Here is a 22,911-nt window from a genome sequence, read left to right on the forward strand (position 1 = left end):
TGGCTGATCCACACCGACTGAGACGCCGGGCCGAGCCCGCGTCCTTCGAGGGGCCGCCGTCAAGCGGACGGCGGCCCCCACCCGGCGGAGACGGAACGCTCGGCCCTGCCGGCTGAAGACCTGCTCTGTTCTCGCATTAGATTTTCTGACCTGCTTGATAGGGATTCGTCGTTTGCGCTGCGCGGCGACGCGCCGCATTTCTTTTCCAAGACTGGACCTGCCGGCAATGCCAAGCCAAGGACAGGTCCAAGCTTCGGATGAGGAGATCTCAAATGAGTTATGCCAAGCCGCAGAGCTTTCAGCCGGCCGGACGCGCGCCGGAGGGGACGCGGATCCGGCTCTATCTCGGCCTCTCGGCGATCCTCGCCCTGGCCGCCTGGGGCCTGGTGAGCGACCCGAAGCTGCCGGACGCCCCCGAGCTGGCGGCGGATCGCGGGACCGCCGCGCCCGGTGCGGGCGCCGGGCAAGAGCCGGTCTTCGACGGCCGCGGCAAGTGGGGCGGCTACGCCCGCTGACCCGGGCCCCTTCGGGCTCGGCCGAAAGACCGACACCGCCCTCTGGCCAAAGGCCTGCCACCTGCGGTTGCCGGACCTCTTTCGTCGGCTAGGCCGCCTTGGCAATCCCTGCTATACTTTCCTGCCAACCAAGCAATCAAGACTTGCAGTAGGAACGGAACGACGGGGAGGTCTTTCGATGACTTCAAGGGAAGCGCAGCGTAGCGCGCTGGTTGCTGCGCTCGCTCTGGTGTTCGCGCTGGTCGGCGCGGCCGGGCCGGCGCCCGCCTTCGACGACGACGATGACGACGACGACCGGCGCAGCGCCCGCAGCCGGATCAAGATCGATGCGCCGAGCGGGTCACTGCGCATCACCGGCGATCGCCTGGTGCTGGAGGCAGCAGAGGACGAGCTGCGCCACAGGGGACCGGGCTACCGGACCAGCCTGATCGACGGCGAGTTGCGCGTCGACATCAACGACGGCCGGCTGGGCATCCGGGACGACGACGACGGCGCAGCGCCGGTCACCGTCGACGTGTTCGATCTGGCAAACTTCGCCGCGTTCCCGATCGTCTGCGGCGACACCACCTACACCTTCGCCAGCGGCGAGTTGATCTTCACCCGGCGAGAGACCAGCGAACGGGACCGTCCGGCGCCCTTCCCGCCCGAGATCGACGACGCCTTTCCCGTCGCCACCCTGGTCGGCGAGATCATCGGCACGGCAATCAACCAGGACGGCGAGGTCTTCGACGTGACCGGGCTCGACAACGCCGACGAGGTCTTCGACGGGACGACTTCACCTCGGTGACGGCGGTCTGGCTGAGCTTCATCGATCAGGACGGCGTGGTGGTGGACCGCGCCGCCTTGAGCGGCCGCTTCAAGGCCGACGAAAAGAGCAGCGAGACCGTCGTGGTCGACCACGGCAACTGCGGGGCCGAGATCGTGCCCGGCGATATCCGGGTCGGGCCCTTCTTCATCTACCCTTACCCGGCGGATCAGGTGATCAAGATCCGGAGCTTCTGAAGGCAGCGGCGGGACGGGAGATTCCCCTCACCCTCTCCCCTTGGCAGAGGGTGGAAGCGGCGTCGGCCGCGAGCGGTTGAGGGATGCAGCTGCGGTAGAGACCTGGAACCACCTACTCCGTGGCGGCGAAGGTGGCGCCCTGGGGCGACCAGGGCGAGAAGCCATAGGGCGGCAGGTCCGGGCGCAGCTCGCGGCGCTGCCGGTCCTCGGCCCAATAGGGCCCCTCGGGCGGCAGGCAGCGGGCGACGTCGATCAGGGCCTCAATGCGAGCCTCGCGCGATTCCTCGCGCTTCGCCGTCTCGATCGCCTCGGCCGGCGCGCCCAGGCAGGCCTGCGCCTCGGCCAGGTTGTGCAGCGCCGGCGCGTAGCCGCGGCTGTCGGCGCTGGCCGTCTCCAGCAGCCCCCGATCACCGGACAGCAGCGCGAGGGCGGCCAGGGCCTCGGCGCGGCGGCCGGATTCGGCGATCCGCTTGGCCGACCTGGCCGCCGCGGCGGTATCGCCGCGGGCCGCCAGCAGGCCGGCCACGCCCTTGCTGACCTCGAAGCCGGTCTTGGCGCCCAGGCGGTGCGCGCGGAAGGGCAGCTGACGGACCAGGTCCTCGTCCTCGGCCACCGTGGCCAGGCCGTAGACCGCCGAGCCGCGCATGAAGGGCAAGGTGATCTCCTGGATCAGGTCCAGCGCCTCCTGGGTCCGGCCGTACCTGGCCAGGGCCGGGACGATCCCGGCCTGGGCCGCCTCGCGCCAGCTGGTCTTCTCGATCTGCTTGGCCAGTGCCAGGGCCTCGTCCAGCTGCCCGGCATCGGCCATGCGCGGCGCGATTCCGGCCAAGGCGGCGTCGCGCAGGGTGCTGGGCGCCTTCTCGGCCACGGCGACGGCCTCGGCGAAGAGCTCCGGCCGGCCGGCGACCGCGGCCACCCCCGCCAGGTTGGGGGCCAGGAAGTCCGACTTGCGGATCTTGCGCGCCGCCACCAGGGCCTCCTCGGTCCGACCCAGCCGCGCGAAGCTGAGCGCGATCCAGGAGAAGGCCGTTGTCCGGGATTCTAGGTGGTCGCGGCCCTTGCCGCTCAGCTTCTGGACCGCGCCCAGACCGAGCTTGATCTCGCCGCCCTCGGCCTGCAGCCGGATGACGTGGGCCACGGCCAGGGCCTTGTACTCGCTGACCGGGATCCTGCCGGCGACCGCGAGGCCGGCCTGGAACTCGCCGCGCTGGGCCAGGGCCTCGACCACCTTGGCCAGGGCCGAGGAGCGCTCGGTGATCCAGGGGATCTTGCCCGCCGTCTTGACCGCCTCCTGGGCCAGGCCGAGCTCGCCCTGGCGCCGCGCGATGATGCTGAAGGCCCGGCCGGTGCCCATCGGCCGGCTGGCGGCCAGGGCCTTGGCCTCCTTCAGAAGCTCAGGCTTCGACCAGGCCGCGCCGAGTGCGGCGAGCTGGCTGCTCGCCTCGGCATCGGTCCTGTCGACCTCGGCCAGGGCCAGAGCCAGGACGCAGTCCTTGTCCGGCCGCGCGGCACAGTCGCCGGAGGCCGGGCCGGGTGCCGGTGCCGCCACGGCGACGGCCGTGGCCCCGGGCGCGCTGGTCGGGGTCGCGGACGCGGTCTCGGCAGGCTCCGAGTCCAGGACCTCGCAACCCATCAAAACCAGACCCGCCAGCGGTACCAGGACACAGGCCGGGACACAGAACAACCGTCTCATGACTCGAAACCTCCGAAACACTTGCCTATCCAGTCTGCGCCAGCCGGCGCCAAAGCAAAAGAGCCCGTGCTTCCAAGCCGGGCGGCACTATGCTATGAGCAGCGCCCTTTTCACTCCCAGCGGCTCTCGAAAGGCCGGCCGATGACCGATCCGATTCACGAAATGCTGGCAGAGCGCCCCTGGCTCCTGGCCGACGGCGCGACCGGCACAAATCTCTTCCTGGCCGGCCTGGGTCACGGCGACGCGCCCGAGCTCTGGAACGTCGAGCGGACCGAGCCGGTCTACGACCTGGGCAAGGCCTTCGTCGATGCCGGCGCCGACATCATCCTGACCAATTCCTTCGGCGGCACCCGGCATCGGCTGAAGCTGCACAAGGCCGAGGACCGGGTCACCGAGCTCAACGCCGCCTCGGCCCGCCTCGCCCGCCGGGCCGCCGACAGCGTCGGGCGCCGGGTCCTGGTCGCCGGATCGATCGGCCCGACCGGCGAGCTCTTCCAGCCGCTGGGTCCGCTCAGCGCGGCCGACGGCCTCGCCGCCTTCCGTGAACAGGCCGAGGCCCTGGCCGAGGGCGGCTGCGACCTGCTCTGGGTCGAGACCATGTCCTCGGTCGAGGAGCTGAAGGCCGCGGTCGAGGGCGCCGGCGCGACCGGCCTGCCGATCGTCTGCACCATGAGCTTCGACACCAACGGCCGGACCATGATGGGCGTCATGCCGGGCGAGGTCGCGGCCCTGGTCAAGCGGCTCGACCCGCGCCCGGTCGCCTACGGCGGCAACTGCGGGGTCGGCGCCGCCGAACTGGTCGCTGCCCTGCTCAACATGGCCGAGTCGGCCGATCCCGACGACGTCCTGGTGGCCAAGAGCAACTGCGGCATTCCGGAGTTCGTCAAGGACGAGATCCACTACACCGGGACGCCGGAGCTCATGGCCGACTACGCCCGCATGGCCCTCGACGTCGGCGCTCGGATCATCGGCGGCTGCTGCGGCACGACGCCGATGCACCTCGCGGCCATGCACGAGGCCCTGTCGGGCTACGAGCGAGGGCCCAAGCCCAGCCTGGAGCAGGTCGTCGCCTGCCTCGGCGCGATCTCGACCGGCGCCAGCGAGCAGCAGCAGGCTGGCGGCCTTCTGCAACGTCCCGACCGCGAGGGCCGCCGTCGCCGCGGCCGCCGCCGCGAAGCCGGCAGCGAGGACACCCCGCGGTTCTAACGGCGGGCGCCCCGCGGCGCATTGGCCGCAAGTCAGCCGCCAGGCGCCGACAGAAGCTAGACCTTCCTGCCTTGCCCGCCACCACGACCTCAGAGCCCGTCCAACAGCGCCTCCAGCTCGGCGGCGCCGTCGATCACGTGATCGGCGGCCGCGGCCAGAGCGGCCGGGTCGCCGGTGCCGGAGCGGACGCCGATCAGGAGGCCGGCGCCGGCGGCGCGGCCCATCTCCAGGTCGTGGAGGTTGTCGCCGACCACCGCGACCTCGGCAGCGGCCAGGCCGGTGGCGCGGCAGAAGGCCTCGGCCATGCCAGGCGCCGGCTTGGCGCCGTGGCCGCTGTCGTAGCCGGCCAGGAAGTCGAGCGCGGCGAGGCCGCCGAGCCGCTCCAGGCCGCGCCGGGCGCCGAGCGCGCTGTCGTTGGTCGCCACGCCGAGCGCGAGCCCCCTGCCCTTCAGCCGTTGGAAGAGCGCGGCCACGTCCAGCAAAGGGACCGTGAGCTCGGGGCTGGTCGAATCGAAGAAGCGGTCGACCTCCGCGGCCAGCGCCGCCTCCTCCCAGGCCGGCAGGTGGTCGATCCAGGCGGCCGCCACCTCCAGCGAGGTCCCGGCGGCCAGGATGGTGCCGGGCCGCAAGGATCCGGTCTCGCCGTCGTAGCCGCCGGCGGCGAGCAGGCGCGCCTCCAGCGCCAGGTCCCCGCCGGCCATCGCCGCCGCCAGGCGGCGGTTGACCGGGTCCCAGGTCGCCTCGAAGTCGATCAGGACCCCGTCCTTGTCGAAGAGGACGCCGCGGATCCGCCCGGGGGCTGCCGTCACTGTCTGCCCGTCACTTCTTGAAGGCGGAGAGGTCCCGCGGAAGGCCGGACTCCACCACGATGCGCTCGTACTTGCCGGTCGCCACCGCCGCCGCGATGGCGTGCTCGATGGCGTGGTGGATGTTCGAGCCCTTTTCACGCACCGCGAAGCCGACCTCGCGCTCGGCCCGGAACACGCCCTCGACCAGCATCATGCGGCTTTCGGGATCGCGGGTGGTGGCGATCGCGCTGACCGTGTGCACGAAGTAGGCGGCGGCGTGGCCCATGGAAACCGGAATGTGGGTGTGGCGGTGGTTGGGGAAGGAATGGATGCGCATCTTGCTCCGCCCGGCGGCCTGGAGCTCGTCGCTGAGCGCCTGGGCGAAGACCTCGGCCGAGGTGCCGCCGGTCACCGCGACCGTCCGTCCGCCCAGGTCATCGGCGCCGTTGATGCGGAAGGGGTTGCCCTTGAGAATCAGCATGTGGTTGCCGACCGCGAGATAGGGCAGCAGGACCAGGCCCTCGGCCTGGGCCTTCTGCTTGAGCGGCAGGGTGTTGATGGCATCGACCTCGCCGGCCTCGAGGGCGGCCCGCAGCTTGGCCCGTGGCAGCTGTTTGATCTCGAGCTCCAGGCCGTGGGCGGCCGCGACCGCGCGCGCCATCTCGACCTCGAAGCCCTTGACCTCGCCGCCCTGGCGGTAGGCGAAGGGCCGGCCCGAGAGGCCGAGGCCGACGGTGAGGGTACCCTTGGTGACCAGCTCCTCGTCCAGCCGCACGTAGTGCGCCGCCGCCCCGCCGGCGAGGCAGAGCAGAAACGCGAGCAGGCAGAAAACGCGGCTAGTCCGCATCGGTGGCCTCCTCCCCGATGGTCTTGGCCGGCGCCAGGGCGGCCTGGCGCAGGATACCCTTATAGATCTCGTCATCGCCGCAGACCCCGACAAGGCGGCCGTTCTCCAAAAGGGCCACGGGATGGCCGCTGGCCTGGCGCAGCTCGATCGCCCTGCGCAGGGTCATCTCGGTCGAGGCGGTGATCAGCGCCGCGTCGCGCCAGGCCTCGGGGTCCTGGTCGGGCGCGTAGGCGAGCAGGCGGCCGGCCCGGCCGTCGAGGCTGACGGCGCTGGGCGCGCCGGCGCCGTCGAGCTCGACCCGGAAGCGCCCCTCGCGGTCCAGCAGGACGGCCTCGCCTTCGCGCCGCAGCGCCGCCAGGGGCGTCATCAGCGAGGCGCCGCGCAGTACGTCGAGCGGGTTCATGTGGGCGACGAACTCGGCGACGTAGTCGTTGGCCGGATCGAGCACGATCTGCTCCGGCCGGCCGACCTGGACGATGCGGCCGCCCTCCATGATCGCGATGTCGCTGCCCAGCTTCAGGGCCTCGTCCAGGTCGTGGCTGACGAAGATGATGGTTTTCTTCAGGCGGCGCTGCAGCTCCAGCAGCTCGTCCTGGAGGTGGGTGCGGATCAGCGGGTCGAGTGCCGAGAAGGGCTCGTCCATCAGCAGGATGTCGGCGTCGGTGGCGAAGGCCCGGGCCAGGCCGACCCGCTGCTGCATCCCGCCGGAAAGCTCGTGGGCGTACTTGTCCTTCCACTGCGCCAGGCCGACCAGCTCGAGCTTCTCCGCCACGATGGCACGGCGCTCCTCCCGCGCCATGCCGCGCAGCTCCAGGCCGAGCCCGACATTTTCTTCCACGGTGCGCCAAGGAAGCAACGCAAACTGCTGAAACACCATGGCGATGCGGTCGGTCCGCAGGCGGCGCAGGGTGGCAGCGTCGCAGCGCGCGACGTCGATCATCTCTTCCCCGTCGCGGACCAGGACCTGGCCCCGGGTCACCGGGTTCAGGCCGTTGACCGCGCGCAGCAGGGTCGACTTGCCGGAGCCGGAGAGCCCCATGAGGACGCAGATCTCGCCTTCGTCTATCTCCAGGCTGGCGCCCGCGACGCCGAGGACACAGTCGGTCGCCTCCAGGATCTCGTCGCGCGAGCGGCCCTGGTCGAGCAGCGGCAGGGCCCGCTCGGCGTCTTTGCCGAAGACGATGTCGACGTCGACGAAGGCGACGATCGCCATGCCTCAGCCTCCCCGGGCCTTGCGCTCCGGCTGCTTGCAGATGCGGTCCAGCAGGATCGCCAGGATCACGATCGCCAGGCCGGATTCGATGCCCATGTCGGGCTTGAACTGCTGCAGGCCGCGCACGACGTAGGTGCCCAGGCCGCCGGCGCCGACGAAGGCGGCGATCACGACCATCGAGAGGGACAGCATGATCGCCTGGGTGAAGCCGGCCATGATGGTCGGCATGGCGTGGGGCAGCTCGACCTTCCACAGCAACTGCTGCTTGGTCGCGCCGAAGGACTCGGCGGCCTCGGTCAGCTGCTTGGGGGTCGAGGAGACGCCCAGGTAGGTCAGGCGGATCGGCGCCGGAATCGCGAAGACCACGGTCGAGATCAAGCCCGGCACGACGCCCAGCCCGAAGAGCACCACGGTGGGGATCAGGTAGACGAAGGGCGGCAGGGTCTGCATCAGGTCCAGGACCGGCCGGATCGCCGTGTAGAGCCAGGGCCGATGCGCGGCCGCGATCCCGATCGGGACTCCGAGCAGCATGCAGAGGAAGGTCGCCACCCCGACCAGCGCCAGGGTGTTGATCGTCGGCTCCCAATAGCCCTGGTTGATGATGAAGAGCAAGGAGACCACGACCCCGCCGACCAGCCACCAGGAGCGCTGCAGCCAATAGGCCAGGCCCGCAATGATCGCGATCAGGACCAGGGGCGGAAACCACAGCAGCCCGTCGGTCAGGCCGTCGATCATGGCTTCCATGGCTTGGGACACGAGGTCGAAGGCGGTCGCGAAGTTGGTGGTCAGGAGATCGATGAAATCCTTGCCCCAAAGGCCCACGGGGATCTTCAAGGCCTCGATCTGCTCCGTCAGCGAGTCCATGGGCGCCTTCCCTTCCATCGGCCCGAATGCAAGAGGCGGCCGGTCCCGAGGGGAGCCGACCGCCCGGTCTTTCGTGAGTCCACTGCTGGCGCCGGCCTACATGCCGAGGTGCTTCTTCACCGCCGCGGCGCCGTCGCCACTGCCGTCGATGGTGGTGACGCCCTCGAGCCAGCGGTCGACCAGGTCCGGGTTGTTCTTGACCAGCTTCACCGCCGCGGCCGCCGGGTCCATACCGTCGTCCAGCATGTAGCCCATGATCTCGTTCTCCATGTCGAGGGAGAAGGTCAGGTTCTGCAGCAGCTTGCCGACGTTGGGGCAGGTCTCGCTGTAGCCCGCCGGCGCCAGGGTGTAGACCGTCGCACCGCCGAAGTTGGGGCCGAAGTAGTCGTCGCCGCCGTCCAGGTAGGCCATCTCGAAGCGCCGGTTCATGGGATGGGGCTCCCAGCCGAGGAAGACGATCCAGTCCTTGCGCTTCCCGGCCCGGTCGACCTGCGCCAGCATGCCCTGCTCGGAGGACTCAACCAGCTCCCAGCCCTTCAGGTCGAAGGCGTCGTTGTCGATCATGTCCTGGATGATCTGGTTGCCGTCGTTGCCGGGCTCGATACCGTAGATCTTGCCGTCGAACTTGTCCTTGTTCGCGGCCAGGTCGGCGAAGGTCTTCACGCCGCCGTCGAAGGCCGCCTGGTTGACCGCCAGGGTGTACTTGGCGCCCTCCAGGTTGGTCGCGACCCGGGAGATCTGGTTCTTCTCGAAGTAGGGATCGATCATGCTCTGCTGGGTCGGCAGCCAGAGACCCAGAAAGGCGTCGATGTCCTTGTTGGCCAAGCCCTGGAAGGTGACCGGGACGGAAAGCACGTCGACCTTGGTCTCGTAGCCCAGGCCCTCCAGGATCGAGACCGCGATCGAGGTGGTCGCGGTGACGCAGCTCCAGCCGACGTCCGAGAAGCGGACCTTCTTGCAGGACTCCGGCTCCGCGGCCCGGGCCGCGCCGGCGGCGACCAGCAGCGACAGCGAAAGGACGGCGAGTAAACGCTTGGCGATCATGACTTTCCAACCTCCCCTAGACGCAGGTTCCGGCACCGGCCCCTGTCGGCCCGCCGCGTCCTGCCGCGCGCGCCCCGCAGCCGAACGGCGGGGCTTGTTGTTGTCCCGGAAGTCTAGAGGAAACCCGACGCGGCCGTCAGCCCTCCCAGTTCCGACTCGCCTTCCGGACCGGAACTATAGTTCTTTATTGATTGAACGTTCAATATAAAACACCTAGGGTAAAGGCCAACTTCGACGACCTCTTGGGGCGGCAGTAATGCCCAAGCTCGGGATGGAGCCGATCCGGCGGCGCCAGCTCATCGACGCGACCATCGCCTCGATGCACGAGGACGGCTTCGCCAACACCACGGTGCAGCGGATCAGCCGCCGCGCCGGGCTCTCGGCCGGGATCATCGCCCACTACTTCCAGGACAAGGCCGGGCTGATGGAGGCGACCATGCTGAGCCTGGTCGAGGCCCTGCGCGGCGAGGCGGTGGCGCGCCTGGCCCGGGCCCGCGGCCCGCAGGCGCGGGTCCACGCCATCATCGACGCCAACTTCGCGCCGACCCAGTGCGTGCCCGAGGTCGTCTCGGCCTGGCTCGCCTTCTGGTCGATGGTCCGGCAGTCGCCCGGCCTGCTGCGGATCCAGCGGATCTACCAGCGCCGCCTGCGCAGCAACCTGCTGCACGCCTTCAAGCTCTTCCTGCCGGGACCCGAGGCCGAGCGCCTGACCGCCGGCCTGGCGGCACTGATCGACGGCCTATGGCTCAACGCCGCCCTGGCCGGCGGGACCATGGACGCCGAGGCGGCCCGGCGCATCGCCCGGGAGTACGTCGAGTCCCAGATCTCTGCCTCGGGGCGACGACCGTGACCGCAGCCCGGACCCTGCCCCGGCCGCAGCCCTTCATCGGCGACCGCCCGATGGACGCGGTCGAGCGCGGACTCTCATGGATCACCGGGTCAAGCCCGGTGATGACAGTGGAAAAGGCGGCAGGGGTGTGTGCGCGCCCCGAAGGCGGCGAAGCGCGATGAGTGCGGAAAGCTACGACTACATCGTGGTCGGGGCCGGGTCGGCGGGCTGCGTGCTGGCGGAGCGGTTGAGCGCAGAGGGGCGCCACCGGGTGCTGCTGCTGGAGCACGGCGGCAGCGACGCCGGGCCCCTGATCCAGATGCCGGCCGCCCTCTCCTACCCCATGAACATGAAGCGCTACGACTGGGGCTACCGGGCCGAGCCGGAGCCGCAGCTCGGCGGGCGCAGCCTGGCCTGCCCGCGCGGCAAGGTGATCGGCGGCTCCTCCTCGATCAACGGCATGGTCTACGTGCGCGGCCATGCCTGCGACTTCGACGGCTGGGAGGCGGCCGGCGCCGCCGGCTGGGGCTACCGCCACGTCCTGCCCTACTACAAGCGGCTGGAATCGAGCCACGGCGGCGAGGCCGGCTGGCGCGGCGAGAGCGGGCCCCTGCACGTGACCCGGGGCCCGCGGGCGAACCCGCTCTACGCGGCCTTCGTCGAGGCCGGCCGCCAGGCCGGCTACGCGCTGACCGCGGACTACAACGGCGCCAAGCAGGAAGGCTTCGGGCCGATGGAGATGACGGTCTGGCAGGGCCGGCGCTGGTCCGCCGCCAAGGCCTATCTCCAGCCGGCCTCGAAGCGATCCAACCTGCGCCTGGTGAGCCGGGCCCTGGTCCAGCGGGTCCTGCTCGACGGCAAGCGCGCCATCGGCGTCGAGTACCGGCGAGGGGGCCGCCTGATCCTGGCCCGGGCGACGCGGGAGGTCGTGCTCGCCGCCGGCGCGATCAACTCGCCCAAGCTGCTGCAGCTCTCGGGCATCGGCGATCCGACGCGCCTCAAGGCGGCCGGCGTCGCGCCGCTGCACGCCCTGCCCGGGGTCGGCGAGAACCTGCAGGACCACCTGGAGCTCTACGTCCAGCAGGCCTGCAGCCAGCCGATCACCCTCTATTCCCAGCTCAACCTCGTCTCCAAGGCGCGGATCGGCGCCGAGTGGCTGCTGTTCAAGCGCGGCCACGGCACCAGCAACCACTTCGAATCGGCTGCCTTCATCCGCTCCAAGGCTGGGGTGAGCTATCCCGACATCCAGTTCCACTTCCTGCCGGTGGCGATCCGCTACGACGGCAAGGCGCCGGCCGAGACCCACGGCTTCCAGGCCCACGTCGGGCCGATGCGCTCCAAGTCGCGCGGTTGGGTCCGCCTGCGCTCTGCCGATCCCGAGACGGCGCCGGAGATCCGCTTCAACTACCTCTCGCAGCCGGAGGACTGGGCCGACTTCCGCACCTGCATCCGCCTGACCCGGGAGATCTTCGCCCAGCCCGCCTTCGACCCCTACCGCGGGCCGGAGATCGCGCCGGGGCCGGAGGCGGAGAGCGACGCGGCGCTGGACGACTTCATCCGCGCGTCGGTCGAGAGCGCCTACCACCCCTGCGGCACCTGCCGCATGGGCGCGCCCGACGACCCCGGGGCCGTGGTCGATCCCGAATGCCGGGTGATCGGCCTGGAAGGCCTCAGAGTCGCCGACTCCGCGATCTTCCCGCAGATCACCAACGGCAACCTCAACGGGCCCTCGATCCTGGTCGGCGAGAAGGCCAGCGACCACATCCTCGGCCGCGATCCCCTGCCGCCCGCGAACCAGGAACCCTGGATCCATCCGCACTGGCAGACGGCGCAGCGCTGACGCGCTTGCACACTCCTGGATTCCCGCCTAGACAACCGGCGCGCGCAGCGCGTCGAGTCGGCCGCCGAGCCGCACTTGAGATATGCCATGCATATACCGCAATCTGAGCAATAAAATTGTGCCCGCGACACAGCCTGGGCTCGAAAATTTCTATCTTCGCTAGCAGCCCTACAATTGACTTCTCGTTTACCAGGCGCTGTGTCTAAACTCCGCCGGCAAGAAGTGAGGACTGCCGAGGCCCTCGACCAACACGAAGAAGGGGGCTCGGCCTGCCGTCCGGAGAAGGGAGACGCCGGATGGTTGCAAGTCCACCGGAGGTCAGGGAGTGCTCGTTTTTCATCCCACATCACGGTTGAAGTCGGATCGGCGCGTTTAGGGCCGGGTCGGCTTGCCGCATCTGGACAGGCAGTCCCGTCGGCGTCGGGCACGGAGTGAAGGCGGTCGTAACAAGAGGCAAACTCTCCCGCAACGAAGAAAGAGGGAACTCGTCTCATGACCGACGAATCCAAAGGCGTGCGAGAGCGCTTCAAGCTCTTCACGAGTCTGACAAGCGTTCTGCTTGTCGCAGGCCTGGTCGCGGCGCTGGCCGTTACCGACGCCAGGGCCGACGACGATGACGATGACGACGACAGGGCGAATATCGAGGAGGCCGTCAGAAAGGTCTTCGACAGGCTGATCAAGGTCGAGAACGTCAACGCACACTTGGAGGCCTGGCAGGCGATCGCCGACGAAAACGACGACACGCGCGTGTCCGGCACCTCCGGCTACGACCAGTCCGTCGACTATGTCGCCGAGTTGACCGGGAAAAAGGGCTACAAGGTCACACGCCAGGAGTTCGAGTTCCCCTTCTTCGAGGAGCTGAGCGAAGCGGTCCTCGAGCAGGTCAGCCCGACCCCGACGGTCTACCCGGCCAACGATGCCGACGGCTTTTTCACCATGCAGTATTCCGGGAGCGGCGACACAGGCGCACAGAAAATCGAGCTCATCGATCCGGTGCTGCCGCCGGCGCCGGATCCCAACACCTCGACCAGCGGCTGTGAGCCCGAGGACTTCGACGGCTTCACCGCAGGCAATATCGCGCTCGTCCAGCGCGGCAGCTGCAGCTTCCTCCTGAAGGCGCAGAACGCCGAGGCTGCAGGCGCCTCCGGCGTGATCATCTTCAACGAGGGCCAGGACGGACGCACCGGTGCGATCAACGGAACCTTGCAATTCCCCGACGTCGACATCCCCGTGGTGGGGTCGACCTTCGCCATCGGCAATGAGCTCGCAGCGGCAGCCGGCGCCGAAGCCCGCATCGTGGTCGACGCTCTGTCCGAGTTCCGCCTGACCGAGAACCTGATCGCCGACCTGCCGGCCTGGCCGCACCAGAAGGACAATCCGGTCATCCTGCTCGGCGCGCACCTGGACTCGGTCGCCGAAGGCCCGGGCATCTCGGACAACGGCACCGGCTCCGGCGCGCTCCTGGAGATCGCCCGGAAGCTGAGGCCCTTCTCCTTCCTCCTGAAGAACCGGATCCGCTTCGCCTGGTGGGGCGCCGAGGAGTCCGGCTTGCTCGGCTCGGAGTTCTACGTCGCCAACCTCACCGCGGAGGCGCAGGCCGAGATCGCCATGAACCTGAACTTCGACATGATCGGCTCGCCCAACTACGTGCCCTTCGTCTACGACGGCGACGGCTCCGACATCGAGCCCGCCGGTCCTCCGGGGTCCGAGATCATCGAGCAGGTCTTCATCGAGGCCTTCCTGGCCCGCGGCGTCAATTCCCAGCCGACCCAGTTCTCGGGACGCTCCGACTACGGCCCTTTCATCGCGGTCGGCATCCCGGCCGGCGGCCTCTTCACCGGCGCCGAGGGCATCAAGACCGAAGAGCAGGCGGCGGAGTACGGCGGCACCGCCGGCGAGCAGTACGACTCCTGCTACCACACACCCTGCGACACCATCGACAACGTCTCGCTGGAAGCGCTCGAGTTGAACAGCAAGGTCGCGGCCGACGTCATGCTGCAGTTCGGCTTCGCCGACCTGAGCGATTTCCCGCCGGCGCCGCCGGCGGCGGCGCTCAGCGCCTTCTCGAGCTCGGTGAGCACCACCACCGGCTACGACTTCGAGTATCTCGGCAACCACCTGCGCAGGTAGGAGGGGGCCGACGGCAGCCGGGAACAAGGCTCGCCTCCAGAACGCCTCGAGGGGTGGCGCCCTGCGCCACCCCTTTTTCTTTCCGCGCCGGGTTGCGGGGTCCGCACACGCTTGCTCACAATCCGGCGAGGACGCCCTGCAATCGGGACCTGGAACCCCAGATCAGAATCCTCGCACGGCCGGGCGCCGCGCGCTGCTACCGGCTGGAGGATTCGGTCGATGCGCTTCACTCCTCTGAAGTCCCTGTTGCCCAACGCGACCGGGCTCTGGTTCGCCGTCCTGCTCGCGGCGGCCCCCTTCCCGGCCGGCGCGCTGACCGACGGCGAGATCGCGCGGCACAGCGACGACCTGGTCTTCGGCAGCCGCGACGAGCTGCTGGCGGCGCTCGAAGCCTTCGAGGCGCGCGGCGAGCGCGACATCGCGCCGGCGCTGATTCTCGCCCTGCGCTACGCCGGAACGGCGAAAGCCGAGATCGCGGCGACCCTGAGGGCGCTCACCGGGCACGAGGCCGAAAGCTGGTTCGACTGGATGCTGTGGCAGCAGGCCCACCCCGAGGTCGCGCCCCACCCCAGCTACGCCACGCTGAAGCTTAAGCTCTTCGCGACCATCGATCCGCGCTTCCTGAGGTTCCTGGTCCCCTGGGCCTCGCAGCCGGAGACCATGCGTATCCGGCTGGAGGAGATCACCTGGGGCGGGGTCGCGGTCGACGGCATCCCCTCGCTCGACGACCCGGAGCTGATCGCGGCGGCCGAGGCCGACTACCTGCGCGAGGACGACCTGGTCTTCGGCGTCGAGATCAACGGCGACGCCCGGGCCTATCCGCTGCGGATCATGGGCTGGCACGAGATGTTCAACGAGACCATCGGCGGCGTGCCGGTGGCGCTGGCCTACTGCACCCTCTGCGGCGCGGGGATTCTCTTCGAGACCCGGGTCGAAGGCCGCGCCGCGCCCTTCGTCTTCGGCTCCTCGGGCTTCCTCTACCGCTCCAACAAGCTGATGTTCGACCGGGAGACCGACAGCCTCTGGAACCAGTTCACCGGCGAGCCAGTGGTCGGCCCCCTGGCCGGCAGCGGCATCAAGCTCAAGATCCGCCCGGTCGCCATAACCTCTTGGGGCCGCTGGCGGGCGCGCAAACCCGAGACCCGGGTCCTGTCGCTCGACACCGGACACAGCCGGGACTACGGCTCGGGCGTCGTCTACCACGACTACTTCGCCAGCCCGAACCTGATGTTCCCGGCCCTGGTCGACCAGACCCGCCTGAAGCAGAAGGACTACGTCTTCGGAATCCGCAGCGTCGGCGCAGCGAAGGCCTGGCCGGTCACGGCCTTCGGCGAGGGCCGGGTGATCAACGATCGGGTCGGTCAGCAGGAGGTCGTCCTGATCGGCGACGCCCGCACCCGTAGCGTGCGCGCCTACGCCCGCGACGGCCGGCGCTTCGAGGCCAGCGTCGACCGCGGCCGCCTCTCCGGCCCGGGCGGGCTCTGGCGCCTGGAAGAAGACGCCCTGGTCGGCCCGGACGGCACGCGCCTGCCGAGGATCCCGGGGCACATCGCCTACTGGTTCGCCTGGGACGGCTACCTGGGGGTGGAGAGCGAGCTCTACGCCGAGGACGGCTGAGCTACTCCTCGACCAGCTTCTCCAGGCTCTCCAGCCTGTCGGCCTCGGCGGCGGGCTTGTCCCAGCGGATGCGGTGGATGCGCGGGAAGCGCATGGCCAGGCCCGACTTGTGACGCTTGGAGCGCTGCACGGCGTCGAAGGCGACCTCCAGGACCAGGCCGGGCGCGACCGCGCGCACCGGGCCGAAGCGCTCGGTGGTGTGGTCGCGGACCCACTTGTCGAGCTGCTTCAGCTCCTCGTCGGTGAAGCCGAAGTAGGCCTTGCCGACCGGCACCAGCTCCTCGCCCTCCGTCCCCGCGCGCCAGGTCCCGAAGGTGTAGTCGGAATAGAAGGAGGAGCGCTTGCCGTGGCCGCGCTGAGCGTACATCAGCACGGTGTCGAGCAGCAGGGCGTCGCGCTTCCACTTGAACCAGGGGCCCTTGGGGCGGCCGGCCTGGTAGGGGCTGTCGCGATGCTTGAGCATCAGGCCCTCGATGCCGTTCCGCCGGGCCTCGGCGCGCAGGGCGGCCAGGTCGTCCCAGGTCTCGAAGGGCACCAGGGGCGAGAGGTCCATGCGCGCCGGCAAGGTCTCCCGGTACCAGGCCTCCAGCGCCCCGCGCCGCTCGGCCAGGGACAGGGGGCGCAGGTCGCGCTCGCCCAGGTGCAATACATCGTAGAGCCTGAGGTGCGCCGGATGGGCGTCCAGCAGCTTGCCGGTCACGGCCTTGCGGTTCAGGCGCTGCTGCAGGTCGTTGAAGGGCGCGACCTCGCCTTCCCGCAGGACCAGGAGCTCGCCGTCGAGCACGGCGTCGAAGCCGGCGGCCTCTACGATGTCGGGAAAGGTGTGGCTGATCTCGTCGCCGCTGCGCGAGAAGAGCCGGGCCTGGCCGCCGCCGGCGGCGAGCTGGACCCGGATGCCGTCCCACTTCCACTCCGCCAGGTAGTCGGCGGGCGCGAGCTTCGCCAGGTCGGCGTCCTCCAGCGGGTTGGCCAGCATCAGGGGATGGAAGACGGCGCGGCGGTCGATCTCCGGCCTGGGCGCGCGGCCCTCCAGCCAGGCGAAGAGCTCGGTGTAGGGCGGCTCGAGCCCGTGCCAGATCTCCTCGATCTCGCTGAGCTCGGCGCCCCGCCACTCGGCCAGGCCGGTCTTGGCGAGGCGGGCCGAGACGCCGATCCTAAGGCCGCCGGTGATCAGCTTGAGCAGGGCCCAGCGGCCGCCGGAATCGAGCGCGTCGAGCCAGCCTTCCAGCAGGCCCGGCACTTCGTCGCGCTTGGCGTCCTGCAGGGTCTCGACCACCTCGGCCAGGTCCGGCGGCCGGTTGGCGCCGGGGCGCTGCGGCCAGATCAGGGCCACGGTCTCGGCCAGGTCGCCGACGAAGTCGTAGGACCAGCGGAAGAGCACCGGGTCGACCCGGCTCTCGACCAGGGCGCGGACCTGCCCGGCCTTGGCGGCGCGGAAGGACAGGGCGCCGGTCAGGGCGGCCAGGGCGTAGCCGCGCTGCGGGTCGGGCGTCGCCTCGAAGTACTGGGCCAGGTGGCGCAGCTTGCCGTTGCGCGCCGGGGTGAAGACCAAGCGGTCGAGGAGCTCGGCGAAGGGCTTCACGCCGCGCCCTCCCCCGGCGCGCCAGACGCGTCCCCGCCCTCCTGCTCCTCCTCGCCGCGGCCCAGGAGGGAGAGCGCGCGGGCCGCGAAGCCCCGGCCGCGGGCGTGGTGGACCAGGGCCTCCTCGTTGCCGTGGGTGACCCAGACCTCGGGCGCGCCGACGTCCTCCAGGGTCCGGGTCAGCTCGTCCCAGTCGGCGTGGTCGGAGATCACCAGGGGCAGCTCGGCGCCGCGCTGGCGGGCGCGCTGGCGCACGGTCATCCAGCCCGAGGCCATGGCGGTCAGCGGCTCCGGCAGGCGCCGGGACCAGCGGTCGTTGAGCGCCGAGGGCGGCGCCAGGACGATCTCACCCTTGAGCTCGGCCTTGGCCAGGCCCATCGCCGGGCGCAGCTCGCCCAAGGAAATCCCAAGGGTTTCATAGAGCTCGGTCAGCTTCTTCAGGGCGCCATGAAGGTAGATCGGGCGGTCGTAGCCGGCCGCGCGCAGCAGCCCGATCAGGCGCTGGGCCTTGCCCAGGGCGTAGGCGCCGACCAGCAGGCAGCGCTCGGGGAAGGTCTCCCGGGCCCGCAGCAGCTTGCCGACCTCCTCGGCGTCCGGCGGGTGGCGGAAGACCGGCAGGCCGAAGGTCGCCTCGGTGATGAAGACGTCGCAGGGCACGACCTCGAAGCCGGCGCAGGTCGGATCGGGCCGGCGCTTGTAGTCGCCCGAGACCACCACCCGCCGGCCTTGCCACTCCAGCACCGCCTGGGCCGAGCCCAGCACATGGCCGGCCGGCGCGAAGCCGACCGCAACGCCGTCGATGTCCTGGCGCGCGCCGTAGGCCAAGGGCTGATGCTGTCTGCCGGCCGCATCGCCGTAGCGCGCCTTCATGATCTCGAGGGTCTCGGGCGTCGCCAGCACCGCGTCGTGGCCGGGCCGGGCGTGGTCGGCGTGGCCGTGGGTGATCACCGCCCGCGCCACCGGCCGCGCCGGATCGACGTAGAAGTCCCCCGGCTCGCAATAGAGGCCCTTCGGGGTTACTCTGAGCCAACCTTCCGCTTTGCTTGGACTCTCGCGCATGCCAACCGACTTCCAGCTTCACGAACGCCTTGCGGCGGACTGCGTGGCGGTGACGACCGGGCCGCTGTCGCAGATCCTTCTGATGAAGGACGCCAACTTCCCCTGGCTGGTCCTGGTGCCGCAGCGTCCGGGCCTGCGGGACTTCCACGACCTGGACGCCGCCGACCTGGCCCTGGCGACCCGGGAGATCGTCGCCGCCAGCCGCGTCTTTGAAGATAGCCTGCGGCCGGACAAGATCAACGTCGCGGCCCTGGGCAATCAGGTGCCGCAACTCCACGTCCACGTCATCGCCCGCTTCCACGACGACCCGGCCTGGCCGAAGCCGGTCTGGGGCGTGCTGCCGCCCAAGGACTACGCGCCCGACGCCCTGGCGGCGCGGGTCGAGGCCTTGCGGAGCGCCTTGGCCGCGCAGTTCTGATCTCAGGTTCCTCCTGCTGTCATGCCCGGACTTGATCCGGGCATCCATGGCACCGCTCGGCGCCCTTCCCCGACATGGATCACCGGATCAAGTCCGGTGATGACAGTGGGTTAGGCAGCATAGCCGAAGCGAAACGGCAAGTGGCCCGCCGCTAGTCCCCCTGGCCGTCGCCGCGCGGGCCGGTCAGGCGCTCGAAGACGCCCTTGAGGTCCATCGGGAAGGGGAAGATGATCGTGGAACTGCGCTCGCTGGAGATCTCGTGCAGGGTGGTCAGGTAGCGCAGGTGCATGGCCTCGGGCTGCCGGGACAGGGTCTGGGCCGCCTCCAGGAACTTCTGCGCGGCCTGCTGCTCACCCTCCGCATCGATGATCTTGGCGCGCCGAATGCGTTCCGCCTCCGCCTGCTTGGCGATGGCGCGGATCATGCTCTCGTCCAGGTCGACGTGCTTGAGCTCGACGTTGGCGACCTTGATGCCCCAGGCGTCGGTCTGCTCGTCGAGGATGACCCGGATGTCCTTGTTGAGGCTCTCCCGCTTGGCCAGCATCTCGTCCAGCTCGTGCTGGCCGAGGACCGAGCGCAGGGTGGTCTGGGCGAGCTGGCTCGTCGCCAGCATGAAGTCCTCGACCTGGATGATCGCCTTCTCGGCATCCATCACCCGGAAATAGACCACGGCGTTGACGTGGACCGAGACGTTGTCACGCGAGATCACGTCCTGGGTCGGCACGTCCAGGACCCGCACCCGCAGGTCGACCCGGACCATGCGCTGGATGACCGGGACCACGAGGCGCAGGCCCGGCCCCTTGACCGTCTGGAAGCGGCCGAGCAGGAACACCACCCCACGTTCGTATTCGGGCAGGACCTTAAGCGAGGCCGCGATCAGCGCCAGGATGGCGACCGGGATTCCAACGAAGACCCAAAACACGGCTAGCTCCCTTCCCTCTGCGGCTCGACCACCAGGGTCATGCCCTCCATGGCGGTGACCCGGACCGCCCGGCCCGGCTCCAAGACGCCCTCGGCGCGGGCCTGCCAGACTTCGCCCTGGACCCGGACCTCGCCCCGGTCGCCCGACCAGTCGATGACCTTGCCCGGGCTGCCGACCATCTCGTCGCTGCCGGTGCGCACCGGCTGGCGGCGCAGGCCGTACATCTTGGTCGCGATCAGCAGGGTGCCGCCGCCGGCGAGCAGCGCCACCGCGCCCATGAAGTAGGGCGAGACCCCGAAGCCGGGCACGTCGGTGTCGATCAGCATGACCGAGCCGATGACGAAGGCGATCACCCCGCCGAAGCCGAGGATCCCGAAGCTGGGCAGGAAGGCCTCGGCGATCAGGAGGATCATGCCGAGGATGATCAGTCCCAGGCCGGCGTAGTTGATCGGCAGGACGTGCAGGCCGTAGAGCCCGAGCAGCAGGCAGATCGCCCCGACCACGCCGGAGACGACGGCACCGGTGTAGAACTCGAGCACGATGCCGTAGAAGCCGATGGTCATGAGGATCACGGCGACCGTTGGGTTGGTAATGATCTCCAGCAGTTCGACGCGCCAGTCCTTCTCGATCTCGACCACCGCGACCTCCGCGGTCGCCAGGGTGACCGTGCCGTCGTCCATCTCGATCTCGCGGCCGTCGACCCGGGCCAGCAGGTCCTCGACGTCGGTCGCGACCAGGTCGATCACGCCCGCCTCCAGGGCGTCCTGGGAGGTCAGAGTCGCCGCCTCGCGCACCGCCTTCTCGGCCCACTCGACGTTGCGCTTGCGCAGCTGGGCCAGGCTGCGGATGTAGGCGATGGCGTCCTGCAGGACCTTGTCCTCGATGGTCGGCTTGGCGGCCTTGGCGGGTTCCTTCTCGGGCGCGTCGGCCTCCTCGGGCTCGGCAGCCTCCTCGGACTCGGCAGCCTCCTCCGTCTCCGCATCGCCTTTCTCTTCGGCCGGCTTCTCCTTGTCCTCCTCCGGTTCCGGCTGCCGGCCGAAGGGAAAGCCGCCACCGACCTGGACCGGCGTCGCCGCGCCCAGCTCGGTCGCCGGCGCCATGGCCGCGACGTGACTGGCGTAGAGGATGTAGGTGCCGGCGCTGGCGGCCCGGGCGCCGCGTGGCCCGACGTAGCCGATGACCGGGACGGGCGACGCCAGGATGTCCTTGATGATCTCGCGCATCGAGGTGTCGAGGCCGCCGGGCGTGTCCATCTTGAGGACGATCGCGGTCGCGCCCTGGTCCACCGACTTCTCGATGCCGCGGCTGACGTAGTCGGCGACCGCGGGTCCGATCGGGCCCTTGATGGTCAGCACCGCGACCACCGGCGCCTGGGCGCGCCCCGCCGGCGCCTGCAGCCAGAGCAGGGCGCCGAGAGCCACCAGCAGCAGATAGAGTGTCAGCCTGTGGGCGCGTTCGACCATCGTCGGTTCCTCGCCCTTCAAGAATCGGCTTTTAGCCTTTGAAAGTCCACTGTTTCCTTTGGGCTAAGGCTTCGCGACCATGAGATAGAAGATCACGGCCACGGCCAGGAAGGCCGGCCAGCCCAGGCGGAACCAGTGGGCCAGGTAGCGGTGATAGCGCTGCGGCAGGGCGCCGCCTTCGGCGGCGGCCACGGCCAGGTCCCGGATGCGCAGCTGCAGCCGGACCACCGGCAGCCAGCAGGCGCCGGCCAGAAGGAAGAGCCCGTAGGCCCAGAGCAGCCAGGGCTCCAGGGGGTCGTAGCCGCCCTGCCAGATCAGCCAAGCGCCGGAGCCGGCCTGAAAGGCGATCGCCGGCGCGGTGAAGATGCCGTCGGCCAGGACGACGTTGCGGGCGATCACCGCCAGGGCCCGCAGGTCGCCCGCGCGATGGCCGCGCCACATGTAGAAGGCCGTCCCCAGGCCGGTCCCGAAAATCAGGGTCGCCGAGAGGACGTGCAGGGTCTTGACCAGGTCGTAGGCGTTCACTTGTCGTCCTCGAGGGCCCAGGCCACCAGGGTCGCAAGCAGGATCAGCGCGAATCCCAGAAACAGCATGAGGTTGGGCCAGACGAGCTGCCAGCCGATCGCGACCATCAAGCCGACCAGCGAGGCCGCCCACCACAGCAGCGCGATCGCCAGCACCCAGAGCTGCCAGGCCAGGACCAGGCGGACCTTCCAGCGCAGCAGCAGGAGCAGGCCTGACGCCAAGGCCAGCCCGAAGACGATCTGCCAGGGATCGAAGCCGCCGCCCGGCGCCGCGTCGCCCCCGGAGAGCGCCCGGCCGACGTGGAGCCCGCCGCCGAAGAGCATCACCGAGGCGCCGACGATCCAGTAGAGCCCCAGGACCGTCCGCAGGGCTGGCCGCAGGACATAGAGCCGGGCGTGCCAGCGGTCCTGGACCTGCGCCGGATGCTGGGCGAGGACCTCGTCGAAGCCGCGCGGCACGATGCCGGTGACCAGCGTGAAGCGGTCCGGCGCGGCCGCGTTGCCCTGCTCGATCATGCGCAGGGACGTCGTGGTCAGCGGGCCGCCGCCGACCAGGTCGCCGAGGCGGGCCAGGAGCCGCATCACCGGCATCGGGATCCGCAACGCCCAGGCCCGCCCGAGGCCGAGCCAGCGCCGGAGGCGGAACAGGACCTCGCGGATGGCGATCGGCTCCGGCCCGGTCACCGGGATGATCTCGCCGATGCCCACGCCGTCTTCCAGCAGGCGGCGGATGCCCTCGGTCAGGTCGTCCATGAAGACCGGCTGGAAGGGCTGCTCGCCCTTGCCGGGCAGGGGCACGAAGAGGGGCAGCGCCGCCTGGGCGCGCAGCAGCGAGGTGCCGCCGTAGGAGCCCGCCGGCGTGTAGACCAGCGAGGGCCGCAGGATCGTCCACTCCAGGTCGAGACCCTGGAGGTGCGCATCCGCCGCCAGCTTGCTGGTCGCGTAGTGCAGGTCGATGCCGGTCTCGACGCCCAGGGCCGAGACGTGGATCACGCGGCGGACGCCGGACGCCGCGCAGGCGTCGAAGAGCGCCGCCGTCGCCGTCAGATGCACCGCCTCCATGGTCGCCCGCCGTCGCGGTTGCAGCACGCCGACGCAGTTGACCAGCGCCTCGACGCCTTGCAGGCGCGGGCGCCAGTCATCGGAGCTCAGATCCCGCGTGAAGTCGCAGGCGATAAAGCGCTGATCCGGAAAGATACGGTCGGCCCGCTGGCCGTCCCGGGCGCCGATCAGCACCTCGTGGCCCGCCGCGATCAGGCAGGCCGCGACATGGCGGCCGATGAAGCCGGTCGCGCCCGTGACGAGAACCTTCATGGCCCCTCTCTAGCACGTTCGGCCGAGTCGGCGGTTAATCCG

At 70.0% G+C, this 22,911-nt stretch carries 21 protein-coding genes; 9 read left to right on the plus strand and 12 right to left on the minus strand.

Annotation, left to right across the window (positions count from 1 at the left end; all coding sequences use genetic code 11):
• The first annotated feature begins 272 nt into the window (after positions 1–272).
• The 3 genes from QNJ30_09170 (at position 273) to QNJ30_09180 (ending at position 1,517) form a co-directional block, all read left to right on the plus strand.
• Positions 273–515, plus strand: a complete 243-nt coding sequence (locus QNJ30_09170) for a hypothetical protein (protein MDJ0943623.1) — start codon at positions 273–275, stop codon at positions 513–515.
• 178 nt (positions 516–693) lie between these two features.
• A complete protein-coding gene (locus QNJ30_09175) occupies positions 694–1,302 on the plus strand; it encodes a hypothetical protein (GenBank protein ID MDJ0943624.1) in 609 nt (202 codons plus the stop codon).
• Positions 1,299–1,517 (plus strand): hypothetical protein, encoded by a 219-nt coding sequence (locus QNJ30_09180; protein ID MDJ0943625.1) that lies wholly within the window; start codon positions 1,299–1,301, stop codon positions 1,515–1,517. The genes QNJ30_09175 and QNJ30_09180 overlap by 4 nt, the downstream gene beginning before the upstream one ends.
• 112 nt (positions 1,518–1,629) lie before the next feature.
• Here the strand turns inward: QNJ30_09180 and QNJ30_09185 are convergent, their stop codons facing one another.
• Positions 1,630–3,210, minus strand: coding sequence for a hypothetical protein (locus QNJ30_09185; protein ID MDJ0943626.1), 1,581 nt, complete (start codon positions 3,208–3,210; stop codon positions 1,630–1,632).
• 141 nt (positions 3,211–3,351) lie between these two features.
• Here QNJ30_09185 and bmt point away from each other — a divergent pair, with 141 nt between their 5' ends.
• Positions 3,352–4,416 (plus strand): betaine--homocysteine S-methyltransferase, encoded by a 1,065-nt coding sequence (bmt, locus tag QNJ30_09190; GenBank protein MDJ0943627.1) that lies wholly within the window; start codon positions 3,352–3,354, stop codon positions 4,414–4,416.
• 89 nt (positions 4,417–4,505) lie between these two features.
• Here the strand turns inward: bmt and QNJ30_09195 are convergent, their stop codons facing one another.
• From QNJ30_09195 to QNJ30_09215, 5 genes are all read right to left on the minus strand, one after another.
• The gene (locus tag QNJ30_09195; protein MDJ0943628.1) at positions 4,506–5,225 is read right to left on the minus strand and encodes an HAD family hydrolase; all 720 of its coding nucleotides are present in this window, start codon (positions 5,223–5,225) and stop codon (positions 4,506–4,508) included.
• A 10-nt stretch (positions 5,226–5,235) separates the two neighbouring features.
• On the minus strand, positions 5,236–6,051 hold the full coding sequence (locus QNJ30_09200; GenBank protein MDJ0943629.1) for a transporter substrate-binding domain-containing protein: 816 nt from the start codon (positions 6,049–6,051) through the stop codon (positions 5,236–5,238).
• Positions 6,041–7,264 carry a choline ABC transporter ATP-binding protein gene (gene choV, locus QNJ30_09205; protein ID MDJ0943630.1) on the minus strand — a complete coding sequence of 408 codons (1,224 nt, stop codon included), beginning with the start codon at positions 7,262–7,264 and terminating at the stop codon, positions 6,041–6,043. Before choV ends, QNJ30_09200 begins: the two co-directional genes overlap by 11 nt.
• 3 nt (positions 7,265–7,267) lie before the next feature.
• A complete protein-coding gene (gene choW / locus QNJ30_09210; GenBank protein MDJ0943631.1) occupies positions 7,268–8,128 on the minus strand; it encodes a choline ABC transporter permease subunit in 861 nt (286 codons plus the stop codon).
• Positions 8,129–8,224: 96 nt separating this feature from the next.
• Positions 8,225–9,172 (minus strand): choline ABC transporter substrate-binding protein, encoded by a 948-nt coding sequence (locus QNJ30_09215; protein MDJ0943632.1) that lies wholly within the window; start codon positions 9,170–9,172, stop codon positions 8,225–8,227.
• Between the two features lie 256 nt (positions 9,173–9,428).
• Here QNJ30_09215 and betI point away from each other — a divergent pair, with 256 nt between their 5' ends.
• The 4 genes from betI to QNJ30_09235 all read left to right on the plus strand — a co-directional run bounded on the left by betI (position 9,429) and on the right by QNJ30_09235 (position 15,588).
• Positions 9,429–10,022, plus strand: a complete 594-nt coding sequence (betI, locus tag QNJ30_09220) for a transcriptional regulator BetI (protein ID MDJ0943633.1) — start codon at positions 9,429–9,431, stop codon at positions 10,020–10,022.
• Positions 10,023–10,179: 157 nt separating this feature from the next.
• Complete coding sequence (gene betA, locus QNJ30_09225) at positions 10,180–11,841, plus strand: choline dehydrogenase (protein ID MDJ0943634.1); 1,662 nt, start codon at positions 10,180–10,182, stop codon at positions 11,839–11,841.
• Positions 11,842–12,333: 492 nt separating this feature from the next.
• Entirely contained in the window at positions 12,334–13,971 is a 1,638-nt protein-coding gene (locus QNJ30_09230; GenBank protein MDJ0943635.1) for a M28 family peptidase, read from the plus strand.
• A gap of 219 nt (positions 13,972–14,190) precedes the next feature.
• On the plus strand, positions 14,191–15,588 hold the full coding sequence (locus QNJ30_09235) for a DUF3179 domain-containing protein (GenBank protein ID MDJ0943636.1): 1,398 nt from the start codon (positions 14,191–14,193) through the stop codon (positions 15,586–15,588).
• A gap of 1 nt (position 15,589) precedes the next feature.
• Here QNJ30_09235 and QNJ30_09240 read toward each other — a convergent pair whose 3' ends face one another.
• Positions 15,590–17,170: a cisplatin damage response ATP-dependent DNA ligase gene (locus QNJ30_09240; GenBank protein MDJ0943637.1), complete on the minus strand. Its 1,581-nt coding sequence runs from the start codon at positions 17,168–17,170 to the stop codon at positions 15,590–15,592.
• Entirely contained in the window at positions 17,167–18,228 is a 1,062-nt protein-coding gene (locus QNJ30_09245; GenBank protein MDJ0943638.1) for a ligase-associated DNA damage response exonuclease, read from the minus strand. Before QNJ30_09245 ends, QNJ30_09240 begins: the two co-directional genes overlap by 4 nt.
• Between QNJ30_09245 and QNJ30_09250 the strand changes: the two genes are divergently transcribed.
• Positions 18,227–18,646 (plus strand): HIT family protein, encoded by a 420-nt coding sequence (locus tag QNJ30_09250; protein ID MDJ0943639.1) that lies wholly within the window; start codon positions 18,227–18,229, stop codon positions 18,644–18,646. The two genes, QNJ30_09245 and QNJ30_09250, sit on opposite strands and share 2 nt — an antisense overlap.
• A gap of 151 nt (positions 18,647–18,797) precedes the next feature.
• Here the strand turns inward: QNJ30_09250 and QNJ30_09255 are convergent, their stop codons facing one another.
• From QNJ30_09255 to QNJ30_09270, 4 genes are all read right to left on the minus strand, one after another.
• Positions 18,798–19,568 carry a slipin family protein gene (locus QNJ30_09255; protein MDJ0943640.1) on the minus strand — a complete coding sequence of 257 codons (771 nt, stop codon included), beginning with the start codon at positions 19,566–19,568 and terminating at the stop codon, positions 18,798–18,800.
• Positions 19,569–19,570: 2 nt separating this feature from the next.
• A complete protein-coding gene (locus QNJ30_09260) occupies positions 19,571–21,031 on the minus strand; it encodes a nodulation protein NfeD (protein ID MDJ0943641.1) in 1,461 nt (486 codons plus the stop codon).
• Between the two features lie 63 nt (positions 21,032–21,094).
• Positions 21,095–21,556: a DUF2269 domain-containing protein gene (locus tag QNJ30_09265; protein ID MDJ0943642.1), complete on the minus strand. Its 462-nt coding sequence runs from the start codon at positions 21,554–21,556 to the stop codon at positions 21,095–21,097.
• Positions 21,553–22,869: a complex I NDUFA9 subunit family protein gene (locus tag QNJ30_09270; protein ID MDJ0943643.1), complete on the minus strand. Its 1,317-nt coding sequence runs from the start codon at positions 22,867–22,869 to the stop codon at positions 21,553–21,555. Before QNJ30_09270 ends, QNJ30_09265 begins: the two co-directional genes overlap by 4 nt.
• Between the last annotated feature and the right edge of the window lie 42 nt (positions 22,870–22,911).

It is taken from the genome of Kiloniellales bacterium, from assembly GCA_030066685.1.
In the GTDB taxonomy this organism is placed as follows: Bacteria; Pseudomonadota; Alphaproteobacteria; order Kiloniellales; family JAKSBE01; genus JAKSBE01.